Raw genomic sequence first — 15,258 nt, 5'->3', positions numbered from 1 at the left:
TTATCAGCCCTTTTTGATTACGGCTAAACGTAAAAAAGCGAATCAAAGATCAATCTCTAATTCCTTAACTTTATCGTAAACCAAATTACTTTCGAAACCGCGGCGAAGCAAATAATCACAAAACTTTTTTCGTTTTTTTAAAGTATTTGTTTCTCGGATAGTTTCCCAATGTCTTTGTGCTATTGTCTGAAAAGTGTCTAAATATTCTTCTAGTGAGATTTCTTTGAGCGCAGTATTAATCAGTGTTTGCGAAATTTTTTTGAATTTCAATTCGTTAATAATTCTAATTCTCCCCCACTGTTTGATGCGATGTTTTCCTCTAGCAAAACTGCACGCAAAACGTTCTTCGTTGATGAAGTTTTCAGCGATAAGATAAACCATTATTTGGTCAATTTCATCCAAATCCATTTTCATTGAATGCAATTTCGAAACCACTTCATCGTGGCAACGCTCCTGATAGGCACAGAAATGTTCTATTTTTTGCATGGCCTCTTTTAGGGATGAAATGGGATTCATAATGGTTAGTTAAATTTATTTTTCTATCGATTCTTTAGTGTATTGCTAGCTGTAAAAATAGGTAATTTTTTAGATGTTTCTTAGCGTGAACTAGAGAATTTCAAGTTGCTATATTTTCCAAAATTTTCCACACCTGACCCTTATTTTGATTGTAAAAGAGCTGTATAACTGATATATATGCATTTGAACGAAAATTTTTTGTGCAATTAAATCGTTGCTTTTACTTTGCTTCTTAATTAAAGTAATTTTTAAGTTATATCAATTAAAAATATATTTTAGAGCATATAATATTTAGAAAATGATTAAGAAAATATTTTTTGTATTTTTTGTATTTTTATTTCAAGCTGGTGTTTTCGGAGCGACGATTACTAGTACAGTTGTGGCAGGAAATTGGTCGGCACCATCAACGTGGAGTTCAATAACTAGAACAGGTACAATATCGTCATCAACATCTTCAACTACGATAACAGGTGTTGGAACTCAGTTTACTAGCCAGTTTGTTGCAGGTAGTATGATATACAGAAATGACGGAACCACACTAATTGGAGTTGTTGCATCGATTAGTAATAACACAACCTTACAGCTGGTTGCAAATGCTGCTGTTGCAGTTAGTTCGCAAACTTATACGGCAAAGATTGTCCCTACTGCTGCTGATGACGTCGTAATCCCAGCAGGAAATACGGTGGTTCTCAATACAACTCCAGTTACCGTAAATAGTATTACAATTTCTGGAACATTGAGTCTTCCTTTTAATTCAGTTAGTACAGTTAATTCATCATTAATAGTTGTTACTGCTCCAAGCGGAAATATTAGTTTTGATAAATCTGAAATTAGACTTCCATCAAATGTTGCTTTGTATCTTCAAAATGGTTCAAACAGTTTGGGGGGAAGTTGCAACAATAATGATGAGATTTTTGTAGGTAGTACTCAATACGCTGTTTGCACAGGCGGAGGCGCTCCCTATTTATTTAGCGAAATTGAGACATCCGGAGGTGTAAATATTGTTACAACAGGAACAATAGGAACCTCGCAAACTATTTGTAGTGGTGCCATTCCATCTACTTTGACTTCTACAACGGCTGGTACAGGGTCAGGAACAATATCTTACGAATGGCAAACCAATGCATCTGGCAGTTATGTTACTATTTCGGGTGCAACAAACTCAACTTATTCTCCACCAGCATTAACGGCCACGACTAGTTACCAACGACGAACTGTTTCAGTAAATGGTATATATACTTTTTATTCTGCTTATACTACTCCTGTTACAATAACAGTTAGTCCTTCGGTTGGAGGAACAGTTTCAGGAGCTACCTCAGTTTGTACAGGAACAAATAGTACGGTATTAACTTTAAGCGGACACACAGGAACTGTCACTCGTTGGGAATCATCATTGAATAATTTTGCGACAGCAGGTACAACAATTGCCAATACCACAACAACATTAACAGCAACCAACCTAACAGTAACTACATCTTATAGAGCAGTTGTAACACGCAGTGGGTGTGCGTCTGCAAATAGCGCATCGGCAACGGTAACGGTCAATGCATCGCCGACTATATCTGCACTTACTACTCCAACGGCATTGTGTTCAGCAAGTTCGTGGAATCCAACAGCACCAACAGTAACCTCCAATGGAGCTGCAGTAACAGCACAAGGATGGCAGTTAGAAACTGCATTTGGTAGTGGTTCGTATGTAAGTTTGCCGGTGCCTTATACAGCCTTACTCGCTGATACTGGGAAAAGAGTAAGATACTTCGCTACAAATTCTTGTGGAACTACAAACAGCAATGCAGTAACCCTAACAGTAAACAGTACACCAAATGCGCCAACAATAGCTTCAATAATTCAACCTATTTGTACACTGCCAACAGGAACCGTTTCTTTAAGTAGTTTGCCAGCGGGAGCTTGGGAATTAACTAGGAGTCCAGGAGCAGTTAAAACTTTAGGATCGGGAACTACAGCAACCGTTTCTGGACTTGCTTCAGGAACATACACATTTTCAGTAGTAAATAAAGGTTTAAAAGGAGAATACTTTAGTGGCAATAGGACTCTTTCAGGTGCACCTACATTCACGCGAATAGACTCAACAATTGATTTTAGTTTAAATACTACTCAATCTCCTAATCCTTCGATGCCGACTTTCAATAGGGATCAGTATTCTGCAAGGTGGACAGGATTTGTAGAACCTCTTTATAGCCAGACATACACTTTTAAAACAATAAGTAATGATGGTATTAGGTTGTGGGTCAATGGGGTACAAATCATTGATAATTGGACCACACATGCAAATACCATTGATACTGGTACTATAGCACTTACAGCTGGTGTGAAGTATAGCATTGTTTTAGAGTATTATCAAGACAACCAAAGTATTACAGCCCGCCTGTTTTGGAGTAGTGCAAGTCAATCTGAGGTAATAATTCCAGCATCTGCCCTTAGTCCTGATACTGGTTGCTCTTCACCTGAATCAGCTAATGCTGTTATAAATCCTACACTTAAAATTTGGAATGGTACAACTTGGACCCCAACTGGTGCTCCGACAGAGCATCAAGACATCCAATTTACAGCGATTTATGCTCAAGCTGCAGATATTAACGCTTGTTCTTGTACTGTAAATTCTGGAGCAGTAGTGACTATTCTGGCAGGGAATTATTTAAAATTAGGAGGGCTATTAACTGTAAATGCAGCAGGAACTTTAACTTTCGAAAACAATGCCAGTTTGATTCAAACGGGATTTACTGGAACGAATGTAGGTAACATTATTTACAAGCGAAATTATACAGGAGGAGAGACAGATTATACGTATTGGTCATCACCAGTTGCTGCGCAAAACTTACTTGCCCTTTCGCCATCGACTAAATTGGATAAGTTTTTCTCTTTTGATGATATTGCAGAAAATTGGCTGCAATTAGATGCATCAACCACCACCATGACTCCTGCGAAAGGATACATAATTAGAGGAATTCCACCACCAGGTTTTCCAGCAATTCCACCAGGTTTTGGTACCGCCACTTTTACAGGGATGCCTAATAATGGTAGCATACCCATTACAGTATCGAGTGGTATTAAATCTAATCTTATTGGAAATCCTTATCCATCAGCAATATCTGCCGATCAATTTATTTTTGATAATCAAACTGCAATAGAAGGAACTATTTATTTTTGGACGCACAACACCCCAATTGCCATTGGAACTCCTGATCCAGGCACTGGAGGTTGGGCATATTCCGGAAATGATTATGCTGCGTATAGCCTTACCGGAGGAGTTGGTACGGGCTCAGGTACTTTTGCAACAAGCGGTGGTACTAGACCGACAGGTTTTATTGCTGCAGGACAAAGTTTTTTTACGACAAGTACTGCCTCAGGTGGCACAGTCACATTTACTAATACAATGCGAGTAGATGGTTCTGGAAATCCTTTGAGTAATTCTAATTTTTATAAAACTAAAAGTCCGAAAAATAAAGCAGTTGGTACTATTGAAAAAAACCGTATTTGGTTAAACTTAACAAATAAAGAAGGCGCTTTCAAGCAAACTTTGGTGGGATACATAACTGGCGCTACCAATACTTGGGATGCTTTATATGATGGAGAAAGTTTTGATGGGAATGACTTCCTTGATTTTTATAGTATCAACGAAGATACAAATTTAACCATTCAAGGACGGGCGTTGCCATTTGATGAAAATGATATAATACCTTTAGGATATAGAATCGCTATGGAAGGGACTTTTACAATCAAAATAAACGAAACCGATGGTCTGCTATCTAATCGAGACGTTTTTCTTGAGGATAAATTGACCAATACAGTATTCAACTTAAAGAGTGGAAAATATGTTTTTACTACTGCAGCAGGAACATTCAATGATCGTTTTGTATTGCGTTTTACAGACAAGACTTTACGTGTAGACGATAATGTTGAGGAAAACAATGGAATTATTGCTCTATACTCAAATAGCAATCAATCATTAATTATTAGAAACAACCTGAAGGATGTGGCGGTAGATAGTGTAACTCTTTTTAATTTAGTAGGTCAAAAAGTAGCAAATTGGAATGTAGAAGACAAGGAACAAAGCAATATTCTAATTCCAATAAAAAAAGTATCCTCGGAAATTTATATCGTTAAAATTAAAACAACCGAAGGGGAATTCAGTAAAAAAATAATTATAAAATAAAAAACGAATGTTTAATAAACGTGTAGTTTTCTTCGTTTAAAGCTGAAGTAAATTATTATTTTTCTACTAATTTTTCACTTCCAAATCCACAAACGAAAAAGTATTTCCGCTAAACAATCCCTTATCAGATAGTTTCAAATCGGGAATAACGAGTAAAGCCATAAATGAAAGCGTCATAAAAGGCGCTTTAAAATTACTGCCTAATTCCTTAGCCATAGCATCAATTTCCTGATATAATTTCCCAGTTTCCTGGCCGTTTTTGTCGCTCATAATTCCAGCAACTGGCAAAGCCAACATTTTGTTTTCAGTACCATTCACGGCGCAAACTCCGCCTCTGTTTTCGATGATAAGATTCACGGCATTGCAAATTTCAGCATCAGAAGTTCCAACTACAACAATATTATGGCAATCATGCGCTACAGAACTGGCAATCGCACCCTTTTTCAATCCAAAATTCTTGATGAAAGCAATTGCGGGTTTGGTATTTTGATACCGATTAACAACAGCCATTTTCAAGATGTCATTTTCCGTGTCAGAAACTAGTTGCCCATCAAGGATAAGTGATTTATGATGAATTTCATTAGTAATCAATTGCCCTTCTAAAGCTTCAATAACTCTAATTTTCGAACCTGAACCTGAAACTTCGAAGTCTTCAATTTTTTTGGAAGTAATGTTGAAATTATTTGGCGTTTCGAACAGAATGTGTTTTACAAAAGATTCGCCATTTGCCGCAACTAATTCGCCGTTAATATAGGTTTGCTTTACTTTAAAATCAATTAAATCTTCGACTACGATAAAATCGGCAGCATCGTTTTCTTTTAGTAGGCCGACATTCATTTTATAATGATTTACGGGATTTACGCAGGCGGCTTGTAAGATTTTGAAAACGTCAATTCCTTTGGCAACAGCGCGCGCACAAAGCAAATTAATGTGCCCCACAATCAAATCGTCAGGATGTTTGTCGTCTGAGCAAAACATCATATTCTCGTAATTTTCAGGAAGTAAATCAATGAGCGCTTCAAAGTTTTTGGCAGCACTTCCTTCTCGAATGAGGATTTTCATACCCAACGACAATTTTTCCTCGGCTTCTTCAAAAGTGAAGCATTCGTGGTCGGTAGAAATTCCTGCCGAAATGTATTTTTTTACAGATTCACCGCGTAATCCTGGAGCGTGACCATCGATAGGTTTGTTAAAATGTTTTGCCCATTCGATTTTTTTTAGAACTTCTTCATCATCGAATAAAACTCCTGGATAATTCATCATTTCCGCTAAATAATAAATATCAGGAGAAGCCATTAGTTCTTTGATTCCTTCGGAATCTATAATAGCTCCCGCACTTTCGAAAGTTGTCGCAGGTACACAAGAAGGTGCGCCAAAATGAAATTTAAAAGGTACTTTTTTACCATTTTCAATCATATAATAAACACCTGCGGTTCCTAGAACATTGGCAATTTCGTGTGGGTCAGAAATTGTGGCAACCGTTCCGTGAAGCACGGCAATTTTTGCAAATTCAGAAGGAACAAGCATTGAACTTTCAATGTGAATGTGGGAATCGATAAATCCGGGCATAATGTAATGTTGCACATCATGATTTTTTTCGATTATCGAACTGATTTTTCCGTTTTCGACAGTGATTTCGCCTGTATAAATGCACCTATTTTCGATGTCGACAATTTGTCCTTTAATTTGCATTTTTCTGATTTTAAAAAGATATATTCAAAAGTATATCATTTTGTAGTTATTTTATACCGTTTCTAAATATTTAAAAATAAAATTGATTAATATTGTTTTAGATTTAAAGTTTTCGTCAAACCACAAACCATAAACCCCAAAACTTAAATGCGCTGGACTATCAAACCAAAACCTTCGATCGAAAAAGTAAAAGTACTTGCTGACGCTTTGAACGTAGAGGAATTCGTTGCAACGCTTCTCGTACAACGTGGTATTGAAACGTACGAAGAAGCCAGACAATTTTTTCGTCCGACTTTAGAAGATTTATACAATCCTTATCTGATGAAAGATATGGACAAAGCGGTTGAACGCATTGAACTGGCGATTGAAAACGGGGAAAACATTCTTGTTTTTGGTGATTATGATGTCGATGGAACAACGGCTGTTTCCTTGGTTTCCTCTTATTTAAAAACCTATCATCCGAATGTTGCTACTTATATTCCCGATCGTTATGACGAGGGTTATGGCATTTCGTTTAAAGGAATTGATTTTGCCGATGACAATGGTTTTTCGCTAATTATTGCCTTGGATTGCGGTATAAAATCTATTAATCACGTGGGGTATGCCAAAGAAAAAAATATTGATTTCATCATTTGCGATCACCACCGACCGGGAAATTCGTTGCCAGAAGCGGTGGCAGTTTTAGATCCAAAACGAGATGATTGTACTTATCCTTATGACGAATTGTGTGGTTGTGGCATTGGTTTTAAACTCATTCAGGCATTGGGTGAAAACCGGAATCAAACCATCGAGGATTTGACTTCTTATCTGGATTTGGTTGCCACTGCAATTGCTGCCGACATTGTTCCGATGACGGGTGAAAATAGGATTTTGGCTTATTTCGGTTTGCAAGTTATCAACTCAGATCCAAGACCTGGAATCAAAGCCCTAATTTATCAAATAAAAAAGAAAACTTTAGATATTACCGATGTGGTTTTTATCATTGCACCCAGAATCAATGCGGCAGGAAGAATCAAACACGGAAATCACGCAGTGGAATTATTATCGGAGTTTGATTTTGAACAAGCACAACAATTTGCGTCAGAAATTGAAGCGTATAATTCCGAAAGGAAAGATTTAGACAAGCAAATTACCAAAGAAGCGTTAAGCCAAATTATAGAAAATAATGAAAAAGAGCGTTTCACGACAGTAGTTTTTCAAGAAAATTGGCACAAAGGCGTAATTGGAATTGTGGCTTCTAGATTGATAGAAACTTACTACAGACCGACCTTGGTTTTTACTAAAAGCGGCGATAAATATGCGGCTTCGGCACGTTCGGTAAAAGGTTTTGACGTTTATAATGCTTTGGAAGCTTGTTCGGAGCATTTGGAGCAATTTGGCGGACATATGTATGCTGCGGGAATGACTTTATTGGAAGAAAATTATCAACTTTTTAAAGATACGTTCGAAAAAGTGGTCAAAGAAACCATTCACCCTGATTCATTAACACCAGAAATTTCGATTGATGCCGAAATTAATTTATCGGATATTACTCCAAAGTTGACTCGGATTTTAAAACAATTCGAACCTTTTGGACCTCAAAATATGACACCAGTTTTTCTAACTAAGAATGCAAAAGACACTGGTTATGCTCAAAAATTAGGCGCAGATGAAGAACATTTAAAACTTTTTGTACGACAAAATAACTCCGAAGGAATGGCGGCAATTGGTTTTGGGTTAGGAAATAAAATAGAATTAACAACGAATAAAAAGCCGTTTGAAGCTTTGTATTGTATAGATGAGAACGAATGGAATGGCAAAACTTCTGTTCAATTGCGATTGAAAGATATTAAGTAAATTACAATAATGAAAAAAAATATCAAATCTTCGTTCACGGTTTTAATATCCGTTCTTTACCTTTTTTTATTATCAAATTGTGCGAACAAAGACAAGGATTATGTTGACCCAAGAGGTACAACTTATGCAGGCTCAGAAAGCTGTATGGAATGCCATCCGAAAATTTATAATGAGGCGCTGAATAGTTCCCATTATAAGGCGTCGGCTTCAGCTTCCATCAAAAATGTTCTAGGGAATTTTAGGACTGGTCACAACACCTATATTTATAACAAAGACACCAAAATTGTAATGGAAAATAGAAATAACAATCTATTTCAGGTATATTACAAAAACGGAAAAGAAGTGAAGGCTTATCCTTTTGATATTATAATGGGAGCAAAAAAGGCACAAACCTCATTGTTTTGGGATAAAGATAATGTATATGAGTTGCCTCTGTCGTACTACATTTCAGTAAATAATTGGGGTACAAGTCCAAGTTATCCGCCCAATCAGCCCCATTTTGACAGATTGATTTCAATTGATTGTTTTGAATGCCATAGTTCAAACTTGGAACGCAAACACAAAAACACAAATACAGAAGATTATTTTGGAACTGGAATGACTCCAGAAACAATGAAAAAAGAATCATTGGTTTTTGGTATTGACTGCGAACGATGCCACGGACCAGCAAAAGATCACGTAGATTATCACAAAAGAAATCCAGGATTAAAATTGGCAAAGTATATTGTAACCAACAAATCACTGAACACCCAACAAAAGTTAGCAGGATGTGTTATTTGTCATTCGGCCGCTCAAAATCTACAGTCTCGGTTTAAATTTGTTCCAGGAAATTCAATAGCTGATTTTTATAACGAATATGCTTTAAATTCCGACGCTAATTCAGATGTTCACGGAAACCAATATGGTTTGCTTGCTCAAAGTAAATGTTTTGTAGCAAGTAAAACTATGGATTGTACCACTTGTCATGATTCTCATAATAATACAATAGAAAGTCTGTCAAAACAATCAGAAAAATGCCTTAGTTGCCATAGTGAAGTCAAGAAAAATTTTTGCACTACCAAAGTTTCGCACGGAGTTTCATTAAAAGACAATTGTATTGATTGTCATATGCCAAAAAAGGCATCGGGAGTCATTGGATTTTACCTTTCAGGAAAGTCTGAAATGTCACCTTATTTGTTGCGAACTCACAGAATAGGAATATATCAAGAGGAAAACTTAAAGGTTTCTAAAAAGAAATAGAAGATAATAATCGTTATATATGAAAGCTAAAGATCCCTACGCAGCCTTGCGTTATAAAGAATTCAATCTATTTTTATTGCTGCGATTTGTTATGGTTTTTGCCTGGTCGATGCAGTTTATTATCATTGAATGGGAAGTGTATAGCTTAACTAAAAGTGCTCTTTCGTTAGGAATGATTGGATTAATGGAGGTAATTCCGGCAATTACAATGGCATTGTTTGCAGGACATATTGTGGATCAAAAAGAAAAAAAGGGAATGCTATTGAAATGTATTTTAGGGTTTTCTATGATTAGTTTTGGACTATTTTTATTGACTTGGCCTAGAATAGTAACTGATTGGTCAACGGATACTATTTTGTATTCTATTTATTTTATGGTCTTTTTAGGAGGATTGGTCCGTTCGTTTTTGGGACCAACGATCTTTTCTTTGATGTCTTTAATTGTCCCTAAAAAAGTATATCCCAACGCAGCTACTTGGAGTAGTTCAGTTTGGCAAATTGGAGCTGTTGTTGGGCCAGCAGTTGCCGGATTTTCGATTACTTTAATTGGTGTACATTGGTCGATGTGTACTATTGTTGCTTGTTCATTTTTTGCTTTATTGCTGTTGACTCAAATTTCTAAGAAGCCTATCTTGAATCCAAAAATTGGCGAACCCATAATGGAAAGCTTGAAAGAAGGACTGAAATTCGTTTATACCAATAAATCTATTTTGGGAGCCTTAACACTCGACATGGTAGCGGTTCTTTTTGGAGGAGCGGTGGCGCTTTTACCTATTTTTGCTCAAGATATTTTGAAAGTAGGACCTGAAGGTTTTGGAATTTTAAGAGCAGCTCCAGCAGTTGGTGCTTTGTTAACGATGTTTGTATCGGCGCATTTGCCTTTTTATAAAAATGCAGGGATTAAGCTTTTGGCAGCTATTTTTGGTTTTGGTGTATGTATCATTGTTTTCGGACTTTCCACTTGGTTTTGGTTATCGGTTTTGGCTTTGTTTATGAGTGGTGTTACCGATGGCATTTCGGTGGTGATTCGTCAAACGATTTTGCAGCTCAAAACACCTGATTCCATGCGTGGTCGTGTGGCTGCAGTAAATTCGATTTTTGTGGGTTCGTCTAATGAATTGGGTGCTTTCGAAAGTGGATTAACAGCCAAATTGATGGGAACAGTTTCGGCAGTAGTTTTTGGCGGAAGTATGACCCTTTTAATCGTAGTTTTTACCGGAATTAAATTGCCGGGATTTAGAAATCTGGATTTACAAAAAGATTTAGAAGAACATGAAAATCATAAATAATTGAAAGAGAGATTCAAGAAAGTAAGAGCAAAAATCACAACGCTTTTAAATCAAGGTTTAACTTCAAAGGAACTGTGCCAAAGCATTATTGTGTCGGGATTGATTTCGACTATTCCGATTCTTGGAGTCAGCACATTTATGATTACTACGATTTCATTGAAACGAAAATTGAATTTTCCGTTAATGATTTCGCTAAGTTATTTGATGTGGCCAATTCAGATTTTATTGATAATTCCTTTTATTCGACTGGGCGAATTTATTTTTTCCGTTCCTCGAAATCCACATACGGTCGAAGAAATTATTGGTTCTTTTCAAAGCAGTTTTTTTGGGACATTGAGTCGCCTTTCTATTGAATTGCTTTGTGGTTTGGGAGGGTGGTTACTGACCGCAGTTCCTATTGCTATTGGGGCTTATTGGGTATCGCTTTTGTTCTTGAAAGAAAAAAAACGTGTAAATCTGTCTAAATAACCTTATATAGTTAAGGAGTTTTTGGTTCAAACTTCTTCAATTCAAAAGTCTCGCCATCAAAAACACCATAAGTAAAATAGCCAATCCAATCACCCAAATTTACATACTCAGAGTTGGCTCCAACGGTGACTTTCATAGGCAAATGACGGTGGCCAAAAACGAGGTAATTGTAGTGTTTGGTTTCTAGTTTTCTTTTGGAATACAAAATCAGCCACTCGTTTTCTTCGCCAAGGAATTTTACGTCTTCATCGCCTGAAATGAGTTTATTTTTTACCGAAAGATATTGCGCTAGTTTCATTCCAATATCAGGATGTAGCCAGCGATACAGCCATTTGGAGACTGGATGTATAAATACTTTTTTCATCCGTTTGTAACCTTTGTCTCCGGGACCTTTTCCGTCGCCGTGACCTATAAGAAAAGTTTTTCCGTTGAAAGTATATTCTTGATTGTCCCGAAAAACAGGAATGTTCAACTCTTTTTGAAAATAATCATTCATCCATAAATCGTGGTTGCCAACAAAGAAATAAATAGGAATTCCGCTGTCGCGAATTTCGGCCAATTTACCTAAAATACGAACAAACCCTTTAGGAACAACTGTCTTGTATTCAAACCAAAAATCAAATAAATCGCCTAACAAGAAAATCGCTTCCGCATCTTTTTTGACTTCGTCAAGCCAAGCCACGAATTTTTGTTCTCTTGGAAAACTCAATTCAGGAGTTGGTGCGCCAAAATGTTGGTCGGAGGCAAAATATATTTTTTTGTTCGGCGCGATTTGCATAAGGTAAAAATAAGGTTTTTGAATTACAAATTATCACTAGCAAACCATTCTGCAAACGAAGATTCTGTTTCTTGTAATTTTAGGGAAAAAAGTTTTATGTTTTCAGGCAATCTTGCAATGATTCTTTTCGAAAAATCGACTACCATATTTTCGCTTGTGGGCTGGTAATCAACTAAAATTACGTGATGTCCACGAGATTCTAATTCTTTTGCTAATTCGATATGAGGGGTATTTTGATTGAAAACGGTAGCGTGATCAAACTGGTCTACAATTTCTTCTTTTACAATCTTTTTTAGGTCGGTAAAATCAATCACCATCCCATTTTTTACATTATTGATGTCATTTATGGGCACTCCAATTACAGTAACCGATAATTTATAACTATGTCCGTGTACGTTTTTGCATTTGCCGTCATAGCCGTAAAGGGCGTGACCGGTTTCGAAACCAAATTGCTTAGTAATCCTGATTTTGCTCATTCTATTTTTATTTGGGTGCAAATTTAGTGAATCTATTCTTCTTTATTTCCCTATCTATTTTTTAACTGATTTAAAGCATTTTTAGAAAAATCTGATAGCACTAATTTTCCTGAAATTTCAGCTCTTTCATATAATAAAGTGCTCCAGTTTTCAGTTCCTTCCCAAAACACTTTTTTCATTTCGGCTAACGCTTCTGGGTTGTAACTCCCTAATTTAATGGAGAAAGCCTTGATTTCAGTATCTAATTCGGCTGAGGTTTCAAATATTTTGGCATACAATCCTTTTTGGTTTGCCCAAGTTGCCGATTTCCATTCCGTATCCAAAGTCATTTCAGCCATCGCAGTTGTTCCAATTTTTCGGCTCACGGCTGGTTCTATAACGAAAGGTCCAATTCCGATGGCTAATTCCGACAATTTTATGGCACTTTCAGTCGTTGCCAAAGCATAATCGCAAGCGGCACTAATCCCAACTCCGCCGCCAACGGCTTTTCCGTGAATTCTACCAATAATTATTTTCGAACAATTGCGCATGGCATTCAACACATTGGCAAAACCCGAAAAGAATTTAGTAGCTTCTTCCTGATTTGAAACTGCCAAAAGTTCATCAAAAGAAGCGCCAGCACAAAACGCTCCCGAACCACTACTTTTCAAAACAATCACAGAAACTTCTGAATTGTTACTTAAATCATTCAGTTCATTTTTCAAACGTTCAAGCAAATCACTTGGAAAAGAATTGCTCGCAGGATGCCCAAATTCGAGAGTCGCAATTTTATTTTCGATAGTGGTGCGCAGGAAACCGTTTGAGTTTTGAGATGTCATATCACAGATTTTGTTGTAAAGTTAAAAATATTAAGGGAAGCAAGATATTTTTTTTCGAAATTTGCTTTGTGCTGCACAATAAATGTTATATTTGCCCCCTACAATTGGGGAATTAGCTCATTTGGCTAGAGCGTCCCGATTGAGTCGGGAAGGTGGTGTTCAGAAAAATATTGTGGGATTAGCTGATTTGGCAAGAGCGTCCCGATTGAGTCGGGATGGTGATAGTGCAGAAAAAATATTGGGGGATTAGCTCACTTGGCTAGAGCGCTTGCCTGGCAGGCAAGAGGTAACCGGTTCGATTCCGGTATTCTCCACAAAAGACTCAAACATTGTTTGGGTCTTTTTTATTTCTAGCTTATGTTTTATACATACATCATTTACTCTAAATCTATTGATAAATATTATGTTGGCTCTTGTCAAGATATACAAGAACGACTAAATGGTCACTTGAATAGTAGAAGTAAATACACAAAAAAAGCCAAAGATTGGGAATTAAAGCACCTTGAAACTTACTTTTCTAGATCTGAAGCCTATCAAAGTGAAATGCAAATCAAAAAAATGAAAAGTAGAAAATATATCGAAAGTTTGATTGAAAATAAGAAATAAACCCTTAAAGGCCTAATTATTCATCAACGCAATCAAAAAGTGAAGTTTCTAAGTAAAAACCAAAATTTTCAATTTGTGTTTAGTTGCCATTTTTTTAAAACATAACTAAAAGATTACTCAAAAAATCAAGATCTATTTATGTCGTCACTAAAGACCTTTTTAAACATCATTATTTTTGAACTTTCAAAGAAGCAAATTCTTTCATTGTTTCTTGTCTTTTTAATTAATAGTTTGAATCTAGTATATGCTCAAAACAAGATTGTAGACAAACCAGATTTTGAACCTGCAAAACCATGGTTGGATAATAAAGGCACGCCGATTAATGCACACGGAGGTGGAGTTTTATTTCATAATGGTCTTTATTATTGGTATGGTGAACATCAAATTGCGGGTAAATCAGAAGCGGATTTTGCTGATGGAGGTATTCACTGTTACACCTCTAAAGACTTGATCAATTGGACTAATTCAGGAGTTGTAATGAGTGTTGATTATTCTAAAAGTACTACTAGCGACATAGAATATGGCTGTTTGATTGAGCGTCCAAAAGTAGTGTACAACAAAAAAACAAGAAAATTTATTGCTTTTTTTAAATTTTATCCAAAGGGTAACGGCTATGAAGTTGCCTATGTAGGCGTTGCTGTTGCTGACAGTCCTAATGGTCCTTTTCACTACAGTCACAAATTTCTAGGCGGTTCTCCTAAAGGATCTGGAGACTTCACTATGTTTGTTGATACCAATGGCGATTTATATCATTTGGCGGTGCGAAAACCAGACAAAACTTTTATTATTGGTAAAATGAGAGATGATTATTTACTTCCGGCTGAAGAATATAAAATTTGTCAAGGGATTGAATATCACACCGAAGCTCCCGCCATTATTAAAGTAAACGATGTCTACCACATGCTAAGTTCAGGATCATCAGGATGGAAGCCCAACGAAGCCAGATACTACACTACTACCGATCTTTTAGGCAGTTGGACACGACACGAAAATCCTACTCACGGCCATAATACTATTGACAATATGGGCTCCGAAAAAACTTTTGGGGGTCAATCTTCTTTCATCATTCCGGTCGTAGGATTAGAAAACGCCTTCATCGCTATGTTTGATATTTGGAAACCAACGATGCCAATTGAAGGAAGATATATCTGGTTGCCAATTGAGTTTAAAGAAGGAAAAATGGCTATCAACTGGATTGAAAGATGGAATTTATCATTTTTCAAAAAACAATAAAGCGAGTTAGATTATTTGGCTACAGCTTCCCTAATAGAAAAGAGGTGTTCGGCTCGGTACGATATTCCCGTCGGTATAACTAAAATTACAAAAAACCCTTTTGAATCTAGAAATTCAAAAGGGTTTTTTAGTTA

The 15,258-nt window shown here is 36.5% G+C and carries 13 protein-coding genes and 1 tRNA gene; 9 read left to right on the top strand and 5 right to left on the bottom strand.

Annotated elements, in window-relative coordinates:
- Window positions 1-42: 42 nt before the first annotated feature.
- Window positions 43-516, bottom strand: a complete 474-nt coding sequence (locus RMO83_RS13565) for a regulatory protein RecX (protein ID WP_310560239.1) — start codon at window positions 514-516, stop codon at window positions 43-45.
- A 298-nt stretch (window positions 517-814) separates the two neighbouring features.
- Here RMO83_RS13565 and RMO83_RS13560 point away from each other — a divergent pair, with 298 nt between their 5' ends.
- Window positions 815-4,690 (top strand): PA14 domain-containing protein, encoded by a 3,876-nt coding sequence (locus RMO83_RS13560; protein WP_310560238.1) that lies wholly within the window; start codon window positions 815-817, stop codon window positions 4,688-4,690.
- Between the two features lie 66 nt (window positions 4,691-4,756).
- On the opposite strand, the gene ade is transcribed toward RMO83_RS13560, so the two are convergent.
- Window positions 4,757-6,382, bottom strand: a complete 1,626-nt coding sequence (gene ade / locus RMO83_RS13555) for an adenine deaminase (protein ID WP_310560237.1) — start codon at window positions 6,380-6,382, stop codon at window positions 4,757-4,759.
- A 147-nt stretch (window positions 6,383-6,529) separates the two neighbouring features.
- Here ade and recJ point away from each other — a divergent pair, with 147 nt between their 5' ends.
- Genes recJ through RMO83_RS13535 form a run of 4 tightly spaced genes read left to right on the top strand, consistent with a single transcriptional unit; the run spans window position 6,530 to window position 11,213 of the window.
- Window positions 6,530-8,218: a single-stranded-DNA-specific exonuclease RecJ gene (gene recJ, locus RMO83_RS13550; protein WP_310560236.1), complete on the top strand. Its 1,689-nt coding sequence runs from the start codon at window positions 6,530-6,532 to the stop codon at window positions 8,216-8,218.
- A gap of 9 nt (window positions 8,219-8,227) precedes the next feature.
- Entirely contained in the window at window positions 8,228-9,457 is a 1,230-nt protein-coding gene (locus tag RMO83_RS13545; protein ID WP_310560235.1) for a cytochrome c3 family protein, read from the top strand.
- Window positions 9,458-9,476: 19 nt separating this feature from the next.
- The gene (locus tag RMO83_RS13540) at window positions 9,477-10,745 is read left to right on the top strand and encodes an MFS transporter (protein WP_310560234.1); all 1,269 of its coding nucleotides are present in this window, start codon (window positions 9,477-9,479) and stop codon (window positions 10,743-10,745) included.
- Window positions 10,746-11,213 (top strand): DUF2062 domain-containing protein, encoded by a 468-nt coding sequence (locus RMO83_RS13535; RefSeq protein WP_310560233.1) that lies wholly within the window; start codon window positions 10,746-10,748, stop codon window positions 11,211-11,213. It abuts the gene before it with no gap.
- A gap of 10 nt (window positions 11,214-11,223) precedes the next feature.
- On the opposite strand, the gene RMO83_RS13530 is transcribed toward RMO83_RS13535, so the two are convergent.
- From RMO83_RS13530 to RMO83_RS13520, 3 genes are read right to left on the bottom strand one after another with little or no spacing between them, the layout of a single operon-like run.
- Window positions 11,224-11,991, bottom strand: coding sequence for a UDP-2,3-diacylglucosamine diphosphatase (locus RMO83_RS13530; RefSeq protein ID WP_310560232.1), 768 nt, complete (start codon window positions 11,989-11,991; stop codon window positions 11,224-11,226).
- Window positions 11,992-12,014: 23 nt separating this feature from the next.
- Window positions 12,015-12,467: a 6-carboxytetrahydropterin synthase gene (locus tag RMO83_RS13525; protein WP_310560231.1), complete on the bottom strand. Its 453-nt coding sequence runs from the start codon at window positions 12,465-12,467 to the stop codon at window positions 12,015-12,017.
- Window positions 12,468-12,517: 50 nt separating this feature from the next.
- Window positions 12,518-13,285 (bottom strand): enoyl-CoA hydratase/isomerase family protein, encoded by a 768-nt coding sequence (locus RMO83_RS13520; RefSeq protein WP_310560230.1) that lies wholly within the window; start codon window positions 13,283-13,285, stop codon window positions 12,518-12,520.
- An 82-nt stretch (window positions 13,286-13,367) separates the two neighbouring features.
- Here RMO83_RS13520 and RMO83_RS13515 point away from each other — a divergent pair, with 82 nt between their 5' ends.
- The 4 genes from RMO83_RS13515 to RMO83_RS13500 all read left to right on the top strand — a co-directional run bounded on the left by RMO83_RS13515 (window position 13,368) and on the right by RMO83_RS13500 (window position 15,124).
- Window positions 13,368-13,535, top strand: coding sequence for a hypothetical protein (locus tag RMO83_RS13515; RefSeq protein ID WP_310560229.1), 168 nt, complete (start codon window positions 13,368-13,370; stop codon window positions 13,533-13,535).
- Window positions 13,526-13,599 (top strand) — tRNA-Ala (locus RMO83_RS13510). The genes RMO83_RS13515 and RMO83_RS13510 overlap by 10 nt, the downstream gene beginning before the upstream one ends.
- 43 nt (window positions 13,600-13,642) lie before the next feature.
- Window positions 13,643-13,891: a GIY-YIG nuclease family protein gene (locus RMO83_RS13505; protein WP_310560228.1), complete on the top strand. Its 249-nt coding sequence runs from the start codon at window positions 13,643-13,645 to the stop codon at window positions 13,889-13,891.
- A 231-nt stretch (window positions 13,892-14,122) separates the two neighbouring features.
- Window positions 14,123-15,124, top strand: a complete 1,002-nt coding sequence (locus tag RMO83_RS13500; RefSeq protein WP_310560227.1) for a family 43 glycosylhydrolase — start codon at window positions 14,123-14,125, stop codon at window positions 15,122-15,124.
- Window positions 15,125-15,258 lie beyond the last annotated feature (134 nt).

This window comes from Flavobacterium sp., assembly GCF_031423415.1.
Taxonomy (GTDB): domain Bacteria; phylum Bacteroidota; class Bacteroidia; order Flavobacteriales; family Flavobacteriaceae; genus Flavobacterium.
Note: the sequence above shows the minus strand (reverse complement) of the source record. Positions and strands in the feature narration are given on the sequence as shown.

Coding starts and splice junctions, on each gene's coding strand:
- RMO83_RS13545 (WP_310560235.1), top strand. CDS start 8,228: ATGAAAAAAAATATCAAATCTTCGTTCACGGTTTTAATATCCGTTCTT.
- RMO83_RS13525 (WP_310560231.1), bottom strand. CDS start 12,467: ATGAGCAAAATCAGGATTACTAAGCAATTTGGTTTCGAAACCGGTCAC.
- RMO83_RS13515 (WP_310560229.1), top strand. CDS start 13,368: ATGTTATATTTGCCCCCTACAATTGGGGAATTAGCTCATTTGGCTAGA.
- RMO83_RS13565 (WP_310560239.1), bottom strand. CDS start 516: ATGAATCCCATTTCATCCCTAAAAGAGGCCATGCAAAAAATAGAACAT.
- RMO83_RS13540 (WP_310560234.1), top strand. CDS start 9,477: ATGAAAGCTAAAGATCCCTACGCAGCCTTGCGTTATAAAGAATTCAAT.
- RMO83_RS13520 (WP_310560230.1), bottom strand. CDS start 13,285: ATGACATCTCAAAACTCAAACGGTTTCCTGCGCACCACTATCGAAAAT.
- RMO83_RS13560 (WP_310560238.1), top strand. CDS start 815: ATGATTAAGAAAATATTTTTTGTATTTTTTGTATTTTTATTTCAAGCT.
- ade (WP_310560237.1), bottom strand. CDS start 6,382: ATGCAAATTAAAGGACAAATTGTCGACATCGAAAATAGGTGCATTTAT.
- RMO83_RS13530 (WP_310560232.1), bottom strand. CDS start 11,991: ATGCAAATCGCGCCGAACAAAAAAATATATTTTGCCTCCGACCAACAT.
- recJ (WP_310560236.1), top strand. CDS start 6,530: ATGCGCTGGACTATCAAACCAAAACCTTCGATCGAAAAAGTAAAAGTA.
- RMO83_RS13505 (WP_310560228.1), top strand. CDS start 13,643: ATGTTTTATACATACATCATTTACTCTAAATCTATTGATAAATATTAT.